General features: G+C 40.9%; 13 protein-coding genes and 1 other RNA gene. 8 read left to right on the forward strand and 6 right to left on the reverse strand.

What is annotated here, in order from left to right; genetic code table 11:
• Nucleotides 1-32 precede the first annotated feature (32 nt).
• The 4 genes from BFP71_RS18140 (at nt 33) to BFP71_RS18155 (ending at nt 3,843) form a co-directional block, all read left to right on the forward strand.
• Nucleotides 33-1,334 carry a cryptochrome/photolyase family protein gene (locus tag BFP71_RS18140; protein ID WP_069836821.1) on the forward strand — a complete coding sequence of 434 codons (1,302 nt, stop codon included), beginning with the start codon at nt 33-35 and terminating at the stop codon, nt 1,332-1,334.
• 17 nt (nt 1,335-1,351) lie between these two features.
• Entirely contained in the window at nt 1,352-2,230 is an 879-nt protein-coding gene (locus BFP71_RS18145) for a DUF2279 domain-containing protein (RefSeq protein ID WP_069836822.1), read from the forward strand.
• A gap of 63 nt (nt 2,231-2,293) precedes the next feature.
• Nucleotides 2,294-2,623: RNase P RNA component class A (gene rnpB / locus BFP71_RS18150), an RNA gene on the forward strand.
• A 65-nt stretch (nt 2,624-2,688) separates the two neighbouring features.
• Complete coding sequence (locus BFP71_RS18155) at nt 2,689-3,843, forward strand: sigma-54-dependent transcriptional regulator (protein WP_069837159.1); 1,155 nt, start codon at nt 2,689-2,691, stop codon at nt 3,841-3,843.
• A 2-nt stretch (nt 3,844-3,845) separates the two neighbouring features.
• Here BFP71_RS18155 and BFP71_RS19400 read toward each other — a convergent pair whose 3' ends face one another.
• Nucleotides 3,846-3,983 carry a hypothetical protein gene (locus BFP71_RS19400; protein ID WP_176723387.1) on the reverse strand — a complete coding sequence of 46 codons (138 nt, stop codon included), beginning with the start codon at nt 3,981-3,983 and terminating at the stop codon, nt 3,846-3,848.
• 96 nt (nt 3,984-4,079) lie between these two features.
• On the reverse strand, nt 4,080-5,069 hold the full coding sequence (locus tag BFP71_RS18160) for a LuxE/PaaK family acyltransferase (protein WP_069836823.1): 990 nt from the start codon (nt 5,067-5,069) through the stop codon (nt 4,080-4,082).
• 68 nt (nt 5,070-5,137) lie between these two features.
• On the opposite strand from BFP71_RS18160, the gene BFP71_RS18165 reads away from it, so the two are divergent.
• Nucleotides 5,138-5,914: a hypothetical protein gene (locus tag BFP71_RS18165; protein ID WP_069836824.1), complete on the forward strand. Its 777-nt coding sequence runs from the start codon at nt 5,138-5,140 to the stop codon at nt 5,912-5,914.
• 46 nt (nt 5,915-5,960) lie between these two features.
• On the opposite strand, the gene BFP71_RS18170 is transcribed toward BFP71_RS18165, so the two are convergent.
• On the reverse strand, nt 5,961-8,366 hold the full coding sequence (locus BFP71_RS18170) for an alpha-ketoacid dehydrogenase subunit alpha/beta (protein WP_069836825.1): 2,406 nt from the start codon (nt 8,364-8,366) through the stop codon (nt 5,961-5,963).
• A 346-nt stretch (nt 8,367-8,712) separates the two neighbouring features.
• On the opposite strand from BFP71_RS18170, the gene ald reads away from it, so the two are divergent.
• Nucleotides 8,713-9,828: an alanine dehydrogenase gene (gene ald / locus BFP71_RS18175; protein ID WP_069836826.1), complete on the forward strand. Its 1,116-nt coding sequence runs from the start codon at nt 8,713-8,715 to the stop codon at nt 9,826-9,828.
• Nucleotides 9,829-9,908: 80 nt separating this feature from the next.
• Nucleotides 9,909-10,721, forward strand: a complete 813-nt coding sequence (locus BFP71_RS18180; protein WP_069836827.1) for an SDR family NAD(P)-dependent oxidoreductase — start codon at nt 9,909-9,911, stop codon at nt 10,719-10,721.
• On the opposite strand, the gene BFP71_RS18185 is transcribed toward BFP71_RS18180, so the two are convergent.
• Entirely contained in the window at nt 10,708-11,805 is a 1,098-nt protein-coding gene (locus BFP71_RS18185; RefSeq protein WP_069836828.1) for an alkane 1-monooxygenase, read from the reverse strand. The two genes, BFP71_RS18180 and BFP71_RS18185, sit on opposite strands and share 14 nt — an antisense overlap.
• Nucleotides 11,806-11,821: 16 nt before the next feature.
• Nucleotides 11,822-12,283 (reverse strand): type I restriction enzyme HsdR N-terminal domain-containing protein, encoded by a 462-nt coding sequence (locus tag BFP71_RS18190; RefSeq protein WP_069836829.1) that lies wholly within the window; start codon nt 12,281-12,283, stop codon nt 11,822-11,824.
• Between the two features lie 40 nt (nt 12,284-12,323).
• On the opposite strand from BFP71_RS18190, the gene BFP71_RS18195 reads away from it, so the two are divergent.
• Nucleotides 12,324-13,097 carry an AMP nucleosidase gene (locus tag BFP71_RS18195; RefSeq protein ID WP_069836830.1) on the forward strand — a complete coding sequence of 258 codons (774 nt, stop codon included), beginning with the start codon at nt 12,324-12,326 and terminating at the stop codon, nt 13,095-13,097.
• Between the two features lie 53 nt (nt 13,098-13,150).
• Here BFP71_RS18195 and BFP71_RS18200 read toward each other — a convergent pair whose 3' ends face one another.
• A complete protein-coding gene (locus BFP71_RS18200) occupies nt 13,151-16,789 on the reverse strand; it encodes a DUF4961 domain-containing protein (RefSeq protein ID WP_176723388.1) in 3,639 nt (1,212 codons plus the stop codon).
• Nucleotides 16,790-16,805: the final 16 nt, after the last annotated feature.

Here is a 16,805-nt window from a genome sequence, read left to right on the forward strand (position 1 = left end):
AAGAGTTACTTGATTGATCATAAAAATAAGCCATGTCTCAAGTCAACATCTTCTGGTTCAGAAGGGATTTACGCTTCATCGATAACACAGCACTCAGTTACGCTTTAAAGGAAAACAGCCCGGTCCTGCCCATCTTTATTTTCGATAGAGAGATACTCGATAAATTAGAGGATAAGTCAGACGCACGAGTAGAATTTATTCAGCGTACTATCCTACAAATGAATGAAAAGCTTCAAGCTAAGGGAAGTGGTATCAAAACATTTTATGGCCAACCTGAAGAAGTCTTCAAAACACTCACATCAACGCATAAAATCGATGCTGTATTCACCAACAGAGATTATGAACCCTATGCTACCTCCCGTGACAGGGCCGTTGAGGAGTATCTGAAGGAAAATGGAATAGGCTTTTACACATTCAAAGACCATGTGATTTACGAAAAAGAAGAAATCGTTTCTGGCTCGGGTACATTCTACAAAGTCTTTACACCTTATAGCCGTGCATGGAAAGCTAAGTACACAGAACACCCTCCACATATTCATGGCGATAGCCTTACCAATGACAACTGGTTTAAGGTAGAAAAACTTGATGTCCACAGTCTAAAAAGTATGGGATTTGAATCATCGCCGATCCAGATTCCAGAAAAAGAGTTGGATACAGATTTGGTGAAAAAGTATACGGAAAAGCGAAACTTTCCTTCACTAAACGCCACTTCAAGGCTAGGCATCCATTTAAGATTTGGAACTATAAGCATTCGTCAACTTGCCAAAGAGGCAGCGCGACTAAATTCGACTTTTCTGAATGAATTGATCTGGCGAGATTTTTATGCCATGATTTTGGCAAACAATCCACAAATCGTAGATAATGCTTTTAAAGCTCAGTACGATCAAATTCCTTGGCGAAAGGATGAAGAAGGTTTTAAACTTTGGTGCGAAGGTAAAACTGGTTATCCGATTGTCGATGCTGGTATGAGACAATTGAATAACACAGGGTTCATGCACAATCGAGTACGGATGATCGTGGCTAGTTTTTTAACAAAACACTTACTGATCGATTGGCGATGGGGTGAAGCCTATTTTGCCAAGAAACTCTTAGATTTTGACCTGGCTTCCAACAATGGAGGCTGGCAATGGGCCGCAGGAACAGGAACCGATGCACAACCTTATTTCAGGGTTTTTAACCCAGAATCTCAGACTGAAAAGTTCGATAAGGACCTCAAATACATAAAAAAATGGGTGCCTGAATTTGGGACTAAAGACTACCCTGAACCAATAGTAGAGCACAAATTTGCTAGACTAAGAGCAATAGACACCTATAAAACAGCATTAGGAAAGTAGATTAATTAACTTTCGGCATGCGTGCTGCATTACTCGCTTTATTCTTACTGTTTAGTCAGTCCTTTACCGTTTTTGGCCAGCAAGTGGCTGATGAAAAGGATGAAAAGCTGAACAAGATACTGCTTTATGGAGGCATTGGATACGGTACAACTATGCTGGCATTAAGCCAAGCTTGGTACAAAGAGCAAGGTCTAGAAAAGTTTAAATTCTTCAATGATAACGACGAATGGCTTCAAGTTGATAAGGTTGGGCACACCTACTCTACTTACAATCTATCCCGGATTAATTATGAACTCCTAAAGAAGACCAAGCTAAGTGATCGCAAGGCTGTTTTTTGGTCAAGTGCCGTCAGTAGTCTTTTACTTTTGCCGGTAGAAATTTTAGATGGCTTCTCACCTGATTTTGGATTTTCTTATGGTGATATCATAGCCAATACAGCTGGATCAGGTCTTTTTTTAGGCCAACAGCTTTTATGGAACGAACAAAGAATTAAACTGAAATGGAGTTTTCACCAAACAAGCTTGGCACCGTTAAGGCCAAACCTACTAGGCGATGGCCTCGCCGAGGAATTACTTAAAGATTATAATGGACAAACCTACTGGTTGTCGGTCGATGTTCACGCTTTTGCAAAAGAAAGCAAGTTCCCAAAATGGTTAAATCTTGCCTTTGGCTATGGTGGACAGGACATGGTACGCGCCAGAGATAGTCAAAACTTAGCCGCAGGCTTCAATAATTTTAGGCAGTATTACTTCGGCATAGACTTCGACCTATCCTATATTCAAACAGATAAAAAATGGCTAAAGGTATTGCTTTTCATCGGAGATATGATTCGGCTACCCGCTCCCGCCATCGAGTTAAGTCAAGGCAAGTTCAAAGGACACCTGCTCTATTATTAGCCTTTGACCTTTGAAACTCGTCACTTTTACCCTTCAATCCATACTTACCATTATCTTTGCGCCAATATAAGTGGTCTTATCGCCCCAATCTGATTATTCAGGCCTTGGGGAGGAAAGTCCGGGCACCAAAGGGAAGCATAGCGGCTAACGGCCGCCTCTCGATTTCGATCGAGACGGACCAGTGCAACAGAAAGAATGTACAGGTTAAGCTGTAGTGAAATCAGGTAAACTCTATGCGGTGAAATGCCACATAAGCCTGCGATTGAGAGTTCCCGCTCGATGTAGGTGGGTAGGCAGATAGACCTCATTAGCAATGATGAGGCTAGATAAATGATAAGAACGCTCCGACTTGTCGGGGTAAGACAGAACCCGGCTTATAAGCTTATATTTTTTAAAGGTCGTGGCAAACTATTTGTATAGTATGTCACGACCTTTTAATATTGATTAAAATTCAAATCATGGCAAAAATTCTGATTATCGACGACGAACAAAGTATAAGAAGTACCCTAAGAGAAATTCTAGAGTATGAAAAGTATACAATCGACGAAGCTAAAGATGGTCAAGAAGGCCTAGATAAGTTGATCGCCAATAAGTACGACATTGCCTTGTGCGATGTAAAAATGCCCAAAATGGACGGCATTGAATTATTGGAGCGCGTTCAGATGGCAGGCATAGACACTCAGTTTATCATGATTTCAGCCCACGGCACCATTGAAACGGCAGTTGACGCAACGAAAATGGGAGCCTTCGATTTTGTACCAAAACCACCGGATTTAAATAGGCTTTTACTCACTGTAAAAAATGCCCTAGACAAGAGTTCACTGGTTACAGAAACTAAAACGCTAAAGAAAAAGCTTTCCAAGCGTTATGAAATGATCGGTGAATCTGAATCTCTCTCGGAAGTCAAAGAGATGATGGACAAAGTCGGCCCGACCGATGCCCGCGTTTTAATTACTGGTCCAAATGGTAGCGGAAAAGAGCTCGTTGCTCGAGGAATTCATGAACGAAGCAACCGATCTTCTGCCCCATTTATAGAGGTTAACTGTGCGGCTATTCCTGCAGAGCTTATCGAAAGTGAGCTTTTTGGTCATGAAAAAGGAGCTTTTACATCTGCTCACAAGCAGCGCATCGGGAAATTTGAACAGGCCAATGAAGGCACCTTATTCCTAGATGAAATTGGTGATATGAGCCTTTCTGCTCAGGCTAAAGTACTCAGAGCCCTCCAAGAGCATAAAATTACTCGAGTAGGCGGTGATAAGGATATTAATGTAAATGTGCGCGTTCTGGCCGCAACAAATAAAGATTTGAGGCAGGAAATTGCCGATAGCAACTTCAGAGAGGATTTATACCATCGATTAAGTGTTATTGTGGTACAAGTACCCGCGCTGAAGGAGCGAAAGGAAGATATATCACTGCTCGTGGATAAATTCCTAGACGATATTGCTCATGAGTATGGGACCAAGAAAAAAGAAGTAACCGAAGACGGGATCGATGCACTAAAAGCCTACGATTGGTCAGGTAACATACGGGAATTGAGGAATGTCACCGAAAGGTTGGTGATCATGTGTGGAGAGCGTATTGGTGCCGATGATGTGAAAAAGTATTTGGTCTAATTTTAGAATTGACCTTCCTTTTTCTCTTTCTTCTCCTCTTTATCAACTTTTGCATAAGCAGAACATACTTTTTGGGCACATGAGGTGACTCCCAAAAAGGCGATTGCCATGACTATTATTAAGATTTTCTTCTTATTCATATGAGTAGTTGTAGGGCAAAGTTAGAAATTAAGTAATAACAAGGAAGCGCTTAGCGCCTTATTCTTAACATCCAACGCCCCAGAATGTTGTTTATTTTAAAATAGCATAAGGTTACAACCGCGCATTTCCGAATTATCAATCCTACCATTTATCTCAAATGATCCATTGGCATGTACTAGGCCTAAGTCTTTGGTTTCAATAAAAGAACAAGTCATGATGTTAGCCAGATCAATGATGTTAACACCACCATTTTTATGATGTATTGGGTAGTCTAATGGGTCATTTAAATCTCGAATTAAGACTTTCATAGTTGGTGCCGGCCAAAAGATTCCATTTCCTTTAGAATATCCTTGAGAGAATAGCTCGGTCATGCCGTATTCAGAATGGATAGCGTGAGTACCAAATGCCGAATTTAAAATTCGATGGACATCAGTTCTCACTTGCTCTTCTCTTCTCCCCTTCATTCCTCCCGTTTCCATAATAATTAATTCGGGGAAATTAATTGGATGAGACACTGCAAAATCTAATAAGGCAAACGTAACGCCCCAGAGGATTGTCTTTTTACCCTTTTCTCTTTGCTTAAGAAGCTGTTTTTGAAGCTGGTCAAATTCATTTAAAAAGAATCCCGAATCCGGATCCTCGGTTTTTTCTATGAAATAGTTAACCATTGAAACTAAGCCAGAGTTGCCTCTTTCTAAGTATGACGGAAGTAAAGCGAGAATAGTGTAATCTGAAATATCACCATAGCGATGTTCGAATGTCTGCAGACATCCTTTTAGATAAAGTTGCTCGGCGTGAACATGGTGCTTACTGGTCTGCTGGCCTGATGTTCCGCTACTTTCAAAAACCAATTCACTGTTCCATTCGGCAGATTTTACGTTATGGTCTTTGAAAAATTGGATCGGTAAAAAAGGAACTTCGGACATACCCGTTATGGATCGAGGTTCCTTTCCCAAGTAATTAGAGTATTGACGGTAAATCTGATTGTGCTGATACTGGAAGTTGAAAATATCAATTGCCAATTCTTCAAATGTCGAAGAGTTGACAGAAAATATTCTTTGTGTTAAACTATTAATAACCGCCATCCGTTATTTAATCGAGCTAAATACTTAAGGCAAATATTGCTATTATTGTACTCTTATAAATGCTTTGCATGAGAATTCGGCACTATTCTAAACAACTTCTTGCACTAGCCACACTAGTGATCTGCATTTCGAGCTGTAACAGGCCGCCAGATTTGCCGGATACACCGACTATTAGTTTCGAGGATTTGACTTTTGAAACTAGAAACGAAGGCGATCCACTTTTCGAAGAAACTGTATTAAGCTTGTCATTCAACGTAGAGGACGGCAATGGTGATTTAGGCCTAGATGGAACCGATGGTAGTACCGTAGGCTCTCTTCAATATCAGCCATTTACCCTCGTATCTGATGGAGCTGGAGGATTTATAGAATTTGGTGATCGGCCAACAGACCCAATATTTACATGTTTGGATTACGTTATTGAAGATCGAGAAAATTTAGACTTAAATGGTGATGAGGACTTCTTAGACACCTTGTTGATCAATTTTAATGAGAACCAATTCAATATAGAAGTTGATTTCTTTGTGAAGAGAAACGGAACTTTCGAAGAATTGGAAATGCGAGCTCAACCTAGAGGTAGTGCTAATGAATCGACTTTTTGTGGTATTTCATTCGATGGAAGATTCCCTTGCCTTTCAAGTGAAGAAAACCCATGCAACTTCATTCGTGACAACGATCGGCCAATCGAAGGTGTGATCACCTACGAGATGAATTCCGGCTTATTTTTACCGATTTTTAGAACGGATACTTTAATGCTTGAATTCAAAATTAGAGATAGAGCCTTAAACGAAAGTAATACTGCACAGTCTCCAGAGTTCACACTACAGAGCATTTCCATAGATAACTAAGAAAAACCTTTAGGTCTTCTTACCTCTCCCCTTACCAGACTAGTTTTTAGTAAAGTGCCGGAAACCTATTAGGTTCAGCCTCATTCATTAAGCTATATACCTCGTCGAACACTGTATCGGCACTTGGTTTAGAAAAGTAATCTCCGTCCGAAGCATAAGCCGGTCTATGTTCCTTAGCCGAAATGGTTACGGGCTGCGAATCTAAATGGAAATAGGCATTTTGCTCCTCCACTACTTTCTGCATCATATAAGCTGAAGCTCCGCCTGGAACATCCTCATCAGCAAATACAACTCTATTCGTCTTTTTGATAGACTCTACAATTCGATGATCTACATCAAACGGCAATAGTGTCTGAACATCTATAACTTCTACAGACACACCTATTTCTTCCAACTCTTGTGCGGCCTGCATAACGATTCTACACATAGAACCATATGTTACTACAGTTACATCAGTACCTTCTCTTAGGACTTCAGGTCTACCCAATGGCACCGTAAATTCACCAATGTTATCAGGGATTCTTTCTTTAAGTCGGTAACCATTCAAACACTCGATAATCAGTGCTGGGTCGTCAGACTTTAACATAGTATTGTAAAAACCAGCAGCTTGAGTCATATCACGTGGCACAAGCACATTAATTCCCCTAAGACTATTGAGAATCATACCAATAGGAGATCCAGAGTGCCATACACCTTCCAGCCTATGTCCTCTTGTTCTAATAATAAGTGGTGCTTTTTGGCCGCCAGCGGTTCGGTATTGTAGGGTTGCTAGGTCATCCGAAAGGGTTTGAATAGCGTACAGCAAATAATCCAAATATTGAATTTCGGTGATCGGTCTTAACCCTCTCAATGCCGCTCCTATTCCTTGACCAATAATGGTTGTTTCACGAATACCAGTATCTGTAACTCTTAACTCACCGTATTTTTCTTGTAATCCTGCAAATGCCTGATTTACGTCACCGATTTTACCAACATCCTCACCAATCGCAAAGACTCTCGGGTCTCTACTCATTGCTGCATCAAAGCAAGCCTGCAATACTTCTCTACCATCTACCAACGGTGATGCTTCTGAAAATTCGGCTTTTATTTCCTCAACTTTTAGAGAAGCATCTGCCGATTGGCTCATGACATGTGAGTTGAACCTCTCTTGATTTTTTATTTCTGCATGTTGGAACCATGCCAATAAAGAGGCTCTCGAAGCAGTCTCCTCAGTTCTAGTAATTCTAAGTACTTTTTTAACCGCTCTCAGCGTATCTAGCCGCATAGCGTTTAGTGTCTTCTTCAATTCAGATACTATCTGAACAATGCTGCCTCCAAACTCACTTTCCTCACCAAGCGCTTCCATGATCTCCACTGCCTTATCTTGGTCAGCTTTTATATCTTGGATAAACGCCTGCCATGCATTTTGCCTTGCTTGTTTAGCGGTTGCCTTGGCCTCAGTTTCCAAAGCTGTAATATCTTCTTCAGTGGCTAATTCATTGTCCAGAATCCACTGTCTGAATTTCACGATACAATCGTGTTCTTTTTCCCAAGTCAACCGATCCTTAGACTTATATCTTTCATGAGAACCAGAAGTAGAGTGACCTTGCGGTTGTGTCATTTCCTGTACGTGAATCATCACAGGAATATGCTTCTCACGTGCTATTTTGCTCGCTTTTTCAAAGGTTGACAGCAAGCCTTCATAATCCCAACCACGGACTTTGAATATTTCGTAACCAGACTTGTCTTTGGTGCGCTGCATTCCTGAAAGGAAATCAGATATACTACCACCTGTCGTGTGGTATTCCTTCGGGACAGAAATTCCATAGTCATCATCCCAGACGGATAAAACCATTGGTACTTGTAGCACACCTGCAGCGTTCATGGACTCGAAAAAGTGGCCTTCCGAAGTAGATGCATTACCAATTGTACCAAAAGCTACTTCATTTCCCTTAATGGAAAAGTCCGAGAAACCGTGTAAATCTTTATTTTCTCTGTAGAGCTTAGATGCATAAGCTAAGCCTACCAAACGCGGCATTTGTCCTGCTGTTGGCGATATATCGGCACTGGAATTCTTCATTGCCGTTTGCTGCTTCCAGTTACCTTGCTCATCTAAAAGGCGATTGGCGAAGTGTCCATTCATAGACCTACCGCCAGAGGCTGGTTCTGCTTCCGTTGAAGTATGCGCGTAAAGTTGTGCAAAGTATTGTTGCAAGGTTAACCCGCCGATTGCCAACATAAACGTCTGATCACGATAATAGCCCGATCGAAAATCTCCGTTTTTAAACACTTTGGCCATGGCAATTTGAGCAAGCTCCTTACCGTCACCGAAAATGCCAAATTTGGCCTTTCCCATGAAAACCTCTTTCCTACCAATCAAACTGGCTTCCCTACTCTCGAATACTAAACGATAATCTTGGAGAATTTCCTCACTAGCGACTTTTCGTCTGTTTATTGTCTTCGTCGTTTTCACAGGCTATTAATTTGAATGAACAAATGTTGACTTTAGCAACAAAATGGATACAAAAGTAAGCATAATTTGAAACAAATCAAATTTGGTATTTGAACTAAATATTGACCGTTCGTAAAATTTTATTCTGTCTGGCCTAGAAATAATAAATCTTAAATTCGTTTTTACCATTTTTAAAGAATTATATTTTCCGACATATTTATTGTATAGAACATAATTTTTCGTTTTGTCCTTTAGGGCATATATCCTTTCGAATACTGTCACCTATTCGCTTTTTTAATTCAATAGCAATCGTTTGTATGATCCACTTGTTATATTTGCCTCACAAAAATTTAAACGTCTATTTATCATGATCATTGGCGTACCCAAGGAAATTAAAAACAATGAAAACAGAGTAGCTGCTACACCATCTGGCGTAGCTGAGCTTACAAAAAGAGGTCACACTGTTTATGTTCAATCTACAGCTGGAGTAGGAAGTGGTTTCTCAGATGAGGACTACGTGACTGCTGGTGCAAGCATTCTTCCAACAATTGAAGAAACTTACGCGATCGCTGAAATGATCATGAAAGTGAAAGAGCCTATCGAACCGGAGTACAAGCTCATTAAAGAAGACCAACTTCTTTTTACATACTTCCACTTTGCCTCATATGAGCCATTAACTAAGGCTATGATTGAAAATAAGTCAGTATGTCTTGCTTATGAAACAGTCGAAAAAGCTGACAGAAGCCTCCCACTACTTGTTCCTATGTCTGAAGTAGCTGGTAGAATGGCCACACAGAAAGGCGCTAATTACCTAGAGAAGCCTTTGGGTGGTATGGGTAAATTACTCGGTGGTGTTCCAGGAGTTTTACCTGCAAATGTTCTTGTACTTGGTGGTGGTATTGTTGGTACACAAGCCGCTAAGATGGCAGCTGGACTTGGTGCCAATGTTACTATTATGGACATTAGCCTCAACCGTTTGAGAGAACTTGATGATATCATGCCTGCCAACGTAAACACTATGATGTCGAATGGCTACAACATTAAAGCTATGATTAAGGATTCAGACTTAATTATTGGAGCTGTGTTGATTCCAGGAGCAAAAGCACCTCACTTGATCACCAGAGACATGTTAAAAGACATGAAACCAGGTACTGTACTTGTAGACGTAGCTGTAGATCAGGGCGGATGTATTGAGACTTGTAAGCCAACTACTCATGCAGAACCTACTTTCGTAATCGACGACGTATTACACTATTGCGTTGCCAATATGCCAGGTGCTGTACCTTACACATCCACACTTGCTTTAACCAACGCAACGTTACCTTACGCTATTGATTTAGCCAACAAAGGCTGGGAAAAAGCCTGCAAGGAAAGTAAAGAACTTGCGATGGGTCTGAACGTCATCAAAGGCGATGTGGTCTACGAAGCAGTAGCTGAAGCATTTGACTTACCTTATGTACCGGTAGAAAAGTATTTAGATTAATATCTTAAAACGCTATACTTAAAGGAATCTCTGAATTCAGAGATTCCTTTTTTTGTATATTTTTGGGCAACGAAAGCATCATGAGCGGAACAGCGTTAGTTACAGGAGCAGCAGGCGGAATTGGCCTTGAATTTTGTAGACTTCTTGGTCAGAAAGGCTACGACCTTTTAATGGTTGACTTAAATGAACAAGGACTAACGGATGCAAAAGGCTCTTTAAATGAGGAATTTGATATTGAGATTCGAACGCTCTCACAAGACTTGTCAAGCGAAGATGCAGCTGATCAAATTGTAAACTTTGTAAAAGCGGAAAGCCTACATATCGATTTGCTTTTCAATAATGCTGGTTTCGGGAACTTCGGTTACTTCACCGAAAGCAGTTGGGAGAAAGATCGTGCCATGTTACAAGTTCATATGGTAACGACTACGCATCTAACGAAGCTTTTACTACCAGCCATGGTTGCTAATGGGAAAGGCTATATTTTGAACAACGCGTCTGTAGCTGCTTTTGTACCAGGTCCTTTAATGTCCACCTATCATGCGTCAAAATCCTACCTCTTAAATTTCACTCAAGCGCTAGCTAATGAAATAAAAGGTTCTGGTGTAAATGCCACGGTACTCTGTCCTGGCATGACAAAGACTAATTTTGCCAAAGCTAATGGCAATGATGACCCGAACATCAAGTTCAACATCATGGATAGCGACTATGTGGCTGAATATGCTTTTAATGCACTCATGAAGGGTAAGGTAGTGGCCATTCCAGGCTTTTGGAACCAACTCAGTGCTTTTATCCCTCGATTGCTAAGCAGAAATAGAGTTGCTAACATGGTCGGCAACATTCAGCGTAAAAACCACGCAAAACGGGCTGATCAAAAAGCGATTAAGACGGCTTAGGAGCCAGCTTATAGACTTGCTCTTCCCAATCCGCCAACTTAGGATTCATCCATTTGAACCATAGCGGTGGAAATGCAGCCAGCAAAATCATAGCCGGATAACCTGACGGTAATTGTGGTGCTTCTTCGTAATGTTTCAACACCTGATACCTTTTAATTGCATTCGCATGATGATCGGAATGTCTTTGGAGTTGAAAGAGAAAAAAGTTACTAAGCCGATGATTTGAATTCCATGAGTGCATAGGATTTACCCGCTCGTACTTTCCTGGGGCTACCTCCCTCCTCACTATACCGTAATGTTCTATATAGTTTACAATCTCTAGCAAGCTAAAGGCTAGAATACTCTGTAAAAAGAAGAAAGCTGGTACTTCCCACACGACTCTATTAAAATAGATACTGGCCAAGGTTGTTAATAACACTCCAAACAAAATGGGTAACGCTGTGTACCAAATCATCTCGTTTTTAATAGACCAGAAACTTAACTTCTTTCTTTTTAGCCTTGCTTTTTCTAATTCCCAAGCACTGGCATATGATCCAAAAACCGATCGCACCCAAAATTTATAAAAGGGCTCGCCTTTTCTGCTCGTAGCTGGATCTCGCGGTGTAGCTACATAAACATGATGTCCACGGTTATGCTCAATATAGAAGTGCATATAGCAGACCGTCATTAGTATCAATCGGCCATAAACTCTTTCGATTTTGGACTTTTTGTGACCTAACTCATGGGCTACTGTTATTCCTATACCACCTGTAACTAGTGCAAAGCTCATTATAAATGCACCTAGAAATAGTGGCGCCATGGCGCTTTCTGCAATAACATAGGCACCCCAAAACAGAAAAGCCACCTGAAATACTGCCCAGATGTAAGTAATCAATCGGTAATAGAATTTTTCAGCCAGTATGAGGGCCTGATCATCAGTAACATTTTCTGGGTCCTCTCCAATCAAAAAATCGAATAGCGGAATACAAACGAATACGAAAATCAATGCTGAGAAATTCCAATAGTCACCTAAATAGAACCCTAGCACTACCAGGCAAGGAATAATAAATGCTGTAAGAAAACCAATCTTTTTAATAATACTCACAACGGAATTTAATGAATCAAATCAATGCTTTCAAGTGATTATAGTCAGGAATTTGACTCAGTGGTTCATATGAGCTTGAAGATTCAGATGATAATACGGCATGCGTTACCATTCCATTCGTGACAACGAGTAGTTTAGCGTTGTAAACAGCATTGTAAACTGACAATTGTCGAATAGTGCCTTGATTGATGGCAACAGAAGGTGCTTTACATTCTACCAGCACCAATGGCTTCAAACTATTGTCCATAATGAGTATATCACTTCTCTTTGACCTAGTATTATACTTCAAACCTGATTCTACACTCGTTAGAGTTGTAGGGTAGTTCAAGTGCTCATTCAGATAATTCAGGAAGTGTTGCCTAACCCATTCTTCTGGCGTCAAAACAATGAACTTCTTCCGTATCGGATCGAAAATAGCTAACTTACCATCTCTTTGTTCGATGCGATATTTATACTTCGGAAGATTTAGTTCCAACATTTGGCAAAGCTAAAAATTTCATTCAAACCCTTGCACATCTATGAAAACCAAACATGAAATAGTTGAAAACTGGCTACCAAGATATACCGGTGTACCGCTCAACGAATTCGGAGAGTACATTTTGCTAACCAACTTTATCGGCTATGTAAAAATGTTTTCGGAAAAATTCGATGTTGAGATTAGAGGTTTGGATAAGCCCATGCAAAGTGCCACTTCTGAGAACATCACAATTATTAATTTTGGAATGGGTAGCGCCATGGCCGCTACCGTTATGGACCTGTTGAGTAGTATTGATCCCAAAGCAGTATTATTCTTAGGCAAGTGCGGTGGCTTAAAGAAAAAGACAGCGCTTGGTGATTTGATCCTACCTATTGCCGCTATTCGTGGCGAAGGAACGAGTAATGATTATATGCCAGTGGAAATCCCAGCTCTTCCTTCATTTAGACTTCAAAGAGCTGTTTCTTCAATGATTAAAAAGCACCAAAGAGATTATTGGACTGGTACATGTTATACTACTAACAGACGTGTTTGGGAACATGATAAAGCTTTTAAAAAGTATTTGAGGAAAATAAGAGCGATGGCGGTTGATATGGAAACGGCTACTCTTTTTACAGTGGGCTTCGTGAATGAAATCCCAAGGGGTGCGCTTTTATTAGTTTCCGATAATCCGATGATCGCGGAAGGCGTAAAAACCGAAGACAGTGATAAGCAGGTAACGGCAGACTATGTGAATGCCCATCTCGATATTGGCATCGATTCATTAAGAGAGCTGCGAGACTCTGGAGACTCTGTGAAGCATATGAGATTTGAATAAAAAAAGGTGAGTATAAACTCACCTTTTTTTATTCTGTTATTTCTAAGGCCTACTTATCGGACCAATACCTTTAACGTGTAGCCTTTTTGATCTGTTAGTATTCTTAGCAAGTAAAGACCAGATTTAAGACCAGAAATATCGATTGGTTCTAGCCTACCACTCGCTAAGTTCTTTTCAAAGACTTGCTGCCCATTTAAACCATGGATCACAACTTTTCTAGGAGTACCTGGGATTTCACCAGAAAAATTTATTATTCCTTGGGTTGGATTAGGGTAATAATTAAACCCTGGCAGTTCATCTTCTATACTCGTTATTTGCTTAATGATCGGGATATCATAGAATATATCACCATTGGATAATACTGTTCCGTTTTCGAATTCCCCTGGGAGTCCCTCCCCTTTTCTGCTACCATCGGCATTTCTAAAAACAAAGGCAAGTCGATAAGCCACGTCGGTTTCGCTCATCCCATAGTATGTCGTTGGTGTCATTGTAATTTGCCACTGATTATTATTCGCTGACGAACGTGTCATTTGTCCAACGCCATCATCTTCACCCCAGTTACCAACAATGAAATCATCAAATTCAACACTATTCTCTGAGAGGGCAATACCCGAATGCATATATACTTTATCGACGCCTACTAAGCCACGATTACCGAACCGAGCATCGAATGTTAATGTAATCTGAGTATCCTGATCGAATTGTGCAGGTGTAATAGTTACTAACTCTCCCTGCAGCTCCATGTCTACAAAGATGGTAGAGCCTCTAAAGCCTTTTCCCCTATTGCTATTATCAGCATCACGGAAGTACATTCCTATTCTTACCGCTTCGCCTGAAGTGATAGAAAAATAGTCGGTCGGTGTTATAGTAATTTCCCAGCTATCGTCTGTGCCTGACACTTTTGTCATTTGACCAACGCCATCATCCGTCAAGTTTCCTACTATATTTTCAAGATTCTCAGAACTAACATCGCCAAATACAACTCCAGCATGCATGTATACTTTATCTGCACCTTGCAAGCCATTTGTCCCATCAAAGCTCCCTTTCGTTGCATCGAAAGTAATCGTGATTTCATCATCTGGACTAAACTCACTTGGTGAAACCGTAACTGGATTTTCAAATACTTCTACTACATCTGCAAAACCTTCTGAGACTTGGTTTGAAGTGAAAACTCTAAACTCTCCTGGTGCCAAGGCAATATCTGTATTGGCGTCATCTACAGAAAAAGTACTGCCCGAAAAATAGTCATACCAGTTTCCTGTTTGTGTGTACTCTATGGCCATATCGTTTGTAGTCAAACCAAAGTTTCCAACGACAAGCACATCTAAATCATCCGAGTCGATCGTAATCGATCTGGTTTCTCCACTAAAATCGTATGCATAAGTCACATTCGATTCTTCGTTTACCATTTTCCTTAGGTCTAAGATGGCTGCAAAAGCATCATAAGTAAATTGTCTTAATGGGTCATCGTAATAGCCCAAACTACCTTCGCCCCATACTAAGGGTTTATTACCTACACGTGTATTGAAGTTGATATCTATATCGTAGCCCAACTCTCCAAACTGCCAAAGCATTTTAGGGCCCGGAAGGGTGTAAAGGAACGCAGCATTCATTTTCAACCTTTCCAGCGCGATAGTTGTATCTCTTGTGTTATAGCCTTCTTCAGAGCCTCCTTCTTGGAAAACTTCCCAAAGCTGACGTTGTTCGTCGTGACTTTCCATATAGGAAACATGTGAATCTGTTGTAGCTCCTTGAAATGTTTCTGTGGCTTCCCCTCCAAGGGCTTTCCAATATGGGAACCCAACGTTGCGCCATAAAAGCATACCTTCTGCCGCCAAGGCAGTCTCTTCCGCATTATCAGCAAAGTGCTCTAGAATCACATAGGCCTCTTCATCGGTTTCCCAAAGTTTATCACTCATTCTAGTGAGGATATCGACGCGAGATTGATCAAAACTTGACCAAGCGCCTACATCGGAAGGATTATTCGTTTGAGTAAACCCTTTGGACAGGTCGAACCTGTAGCCATCGAAGTGATACTCATTGATCCAATAGGCATTCACAGAATCGACAAAGTCTTGCGTGTATGTGCTTTCATGATTGAAATCAAATCCGACATTGAAAGGGTGTGTCGCATCAGGGTTGAACCATGGGCTATCTGCGGCGGGTTTTCCAGCAGCTTCATCCCAATACATACGAACCATCGGATTTAGTCCAAATGCGTGATTTAATACCATATCTAGGATCACCGCGATCCCTCTTTTATGACAGGCCTGAATAAAATTCTTTAAATCGTCTTTTGTACCGTAGTATTTATCTGGAGCAAAAAAGTACATTGGGTTATATCCCCAAGACTCGTTGCCTTCAAATTCCATTATTGGCATTAACTCAATCGCATTCACTCCTAAATTGGATAGGTAGTCTAGCGTATCCACTAAGTCCTTGTAATCATGTGATCCTATAAAGTCTCTGACGAGTAATTCATAAATCACTAAATCTTCCTTGTCAGGCCGCTGATAGCTATCTTCTGAAGCATCCCATTCAAAAGGTGTTTGACCAGTTTCTAGTGTGGTTGCTATGGCAAAGTCTGTCTTATCGTAATCCGGTATATCGTTATGAACGGAGGCAGGGATAAAACTGTCATTCCATGGGTCAGCTACTTTATCAGCATAAGGATCACCAATTTTAATTGATCCCTCTACCCAGTATTGAAAAACGTACTCTTTGTTTGCGACTAAATCTGAAATTTCAAGCCAGAAGAGTTCACCATCGGGCGTTACATTCATGAGGTAGTCTGCTTGAATTTCCCAGTTATTAAAATCCCCCACTACGTACACAAAATCCTTTCCGGGAGCTTCGAGCACTAGCGTAGCCTTTGTTAAATCATCTTGATAATTAATTCCTTTTTTGAGTCCAGCTGGTAAATCAAGTACCTCAGTGGCAGAGGTTATGTTTACGTTTAAAGGTTGAGTAATCTCAACATCTTCTTCATTAATTGTTGCCATAACCTTCATAGTGCCTCTAAAGCTCTGTGTCGGTTCAAAATCGTAGTTAATAGTAGTTCCTGTCGAAACACTTGCTTTCTCCTCAAAGCCATTCCCTTCATCAATGAGTATGGCCATTGTTGTTACTGAACTTGATGCACTACCTGATAAGGTAATAGACTCACCATCTTGGACAAAAATATCTTCGGCAGTTGGCGCTGTAATTTGCACAAAGTTGGAGACTGCTAAGTTCATATAAATATCTCCATTAGAGGTAACCTCTCCTCCATTGATTGAACCCGGTGTTCCTGCCCCTTTTGAGGAGCCATCGGCATCTCTGAAGACCATTGATAAGCGGAACATATTGGTTCCATCTGATACTCCATAATAGTCTCTGGCTGTAGGGGTAAGTGTAATCTCCCACTTATCGCTCTCACCATTGACTTTGGTCATTAAGCCCACGCCGTCATCGTTACCCCAGTTTCCGACTACATTAGTCCAGTCCGTTCCTGTTGGACTATCGATAACCACACCTGAGTGCATATACACTTTTGATGCTCCCACCAATCCGGCATCACCTTGGGTAGCATCAAAAACAATCTTGATTTCTTGTTCGCCATTGGCGTTTGATGGCTCTAAAGTCACGATTTGCGCAGTGGCCAAACTGGCGAATGTCAAGCAAAACGCGAAGGAAAGCAAGAATCTAGTCATATCGAATGGGGTTAAA

This window comes from Roseivirga misakiensis (assembly GCF_001747105.1).
GTDB lineage: Bacteria > Bacteroidota > Bacteroidia > Cytophagales > Cyclobacteriaceae > Roseivirga > Roseivirga misakiensis.

What these genes read in the sequence shown, in the direction of transcription:
- BFP71_RS18140 (WP_069836821.1), top strand. Translation starts at nt 33, where the DNA reads ATGTCTCAAGTCAACATCTTCTGGTTCAGAAGGGATTTACGCTTCATC.
- BFP71_RS18145 (WP_069836822.1), top strand. Translation starts at nt 1,352, where the DNA reads ATGCGTGCTGCATTACTCGCTTTATTCTTACTGTTTAGTCAGTCCTTT.
- BFP71_RS18155 (WP_069837159.1), top strand. Translation starts at nt 2,689, where the DNA reads ATGGCAAAAATTCTGATTATCGACGACGAACAAAGTATAAGAAGTACC.
- BFP71_RS19400 (WP_176723387.1), bottom strand. Translation starts at nt 3,983, where the DNA reads ATGAATAAGAAGAAAATCTTAATAATAGTCATGGCAATCGCCTTTTTG.
- BFP71_RS18160 (WP_069836823.1), bottom strand. Translation starts at nt 5,069, where the DNA reads ATGGCGGTTATTAATAGTTTAACACAAAGAATATTTTCTGTCAACTCT.
- BFP71_RS18165 (WP_069836824.1), top strand. Translation starts at nt 5,138, where the DNA reads ATGAGAATTCGGCACTATTCTAAACAACTTCTTGCACTAGCCACACTA.
- ald (WP_069836826.1), top strand. Translation starts at nt 8,713, where the DNA reads ATGATCATTGGCGTACCCAAGGAAATTAAAAACAATGAAAACAGAGTA.
- BFP71_RS18180 (WP_069836827.1), top strand. Translation starts at nt 9,909, where the DNA reads ATGAGCGGAACAGCGTTAGTTACAGGAGCAGCAGGCGGAATTGGCCTT.
- BFP71_RS18190 (WP_069836829.1), bottom strand. Translation starts at nt 12,283, where the DNA reads ATGTTGGAACTAAATCTTCCGAAGTATAAATATCGCATCGAACAAAGA.
- BFP71_RS18195 (WP_069836830.1), top strand. Translation starts at nt 12,324, where the DNA reads ATGAAAACCAAACATGAAATAGTTGAAAACTGGCTACCAAGATATACC.
- BFP71_RS18200 (WP_176723388.1), bottom strand. Translation starts at nt 16,789, where the DNA reads ATGACTAGATTCTTGCTTTCCTTCGCGTTTTGCTTGACATTCGCCAGT.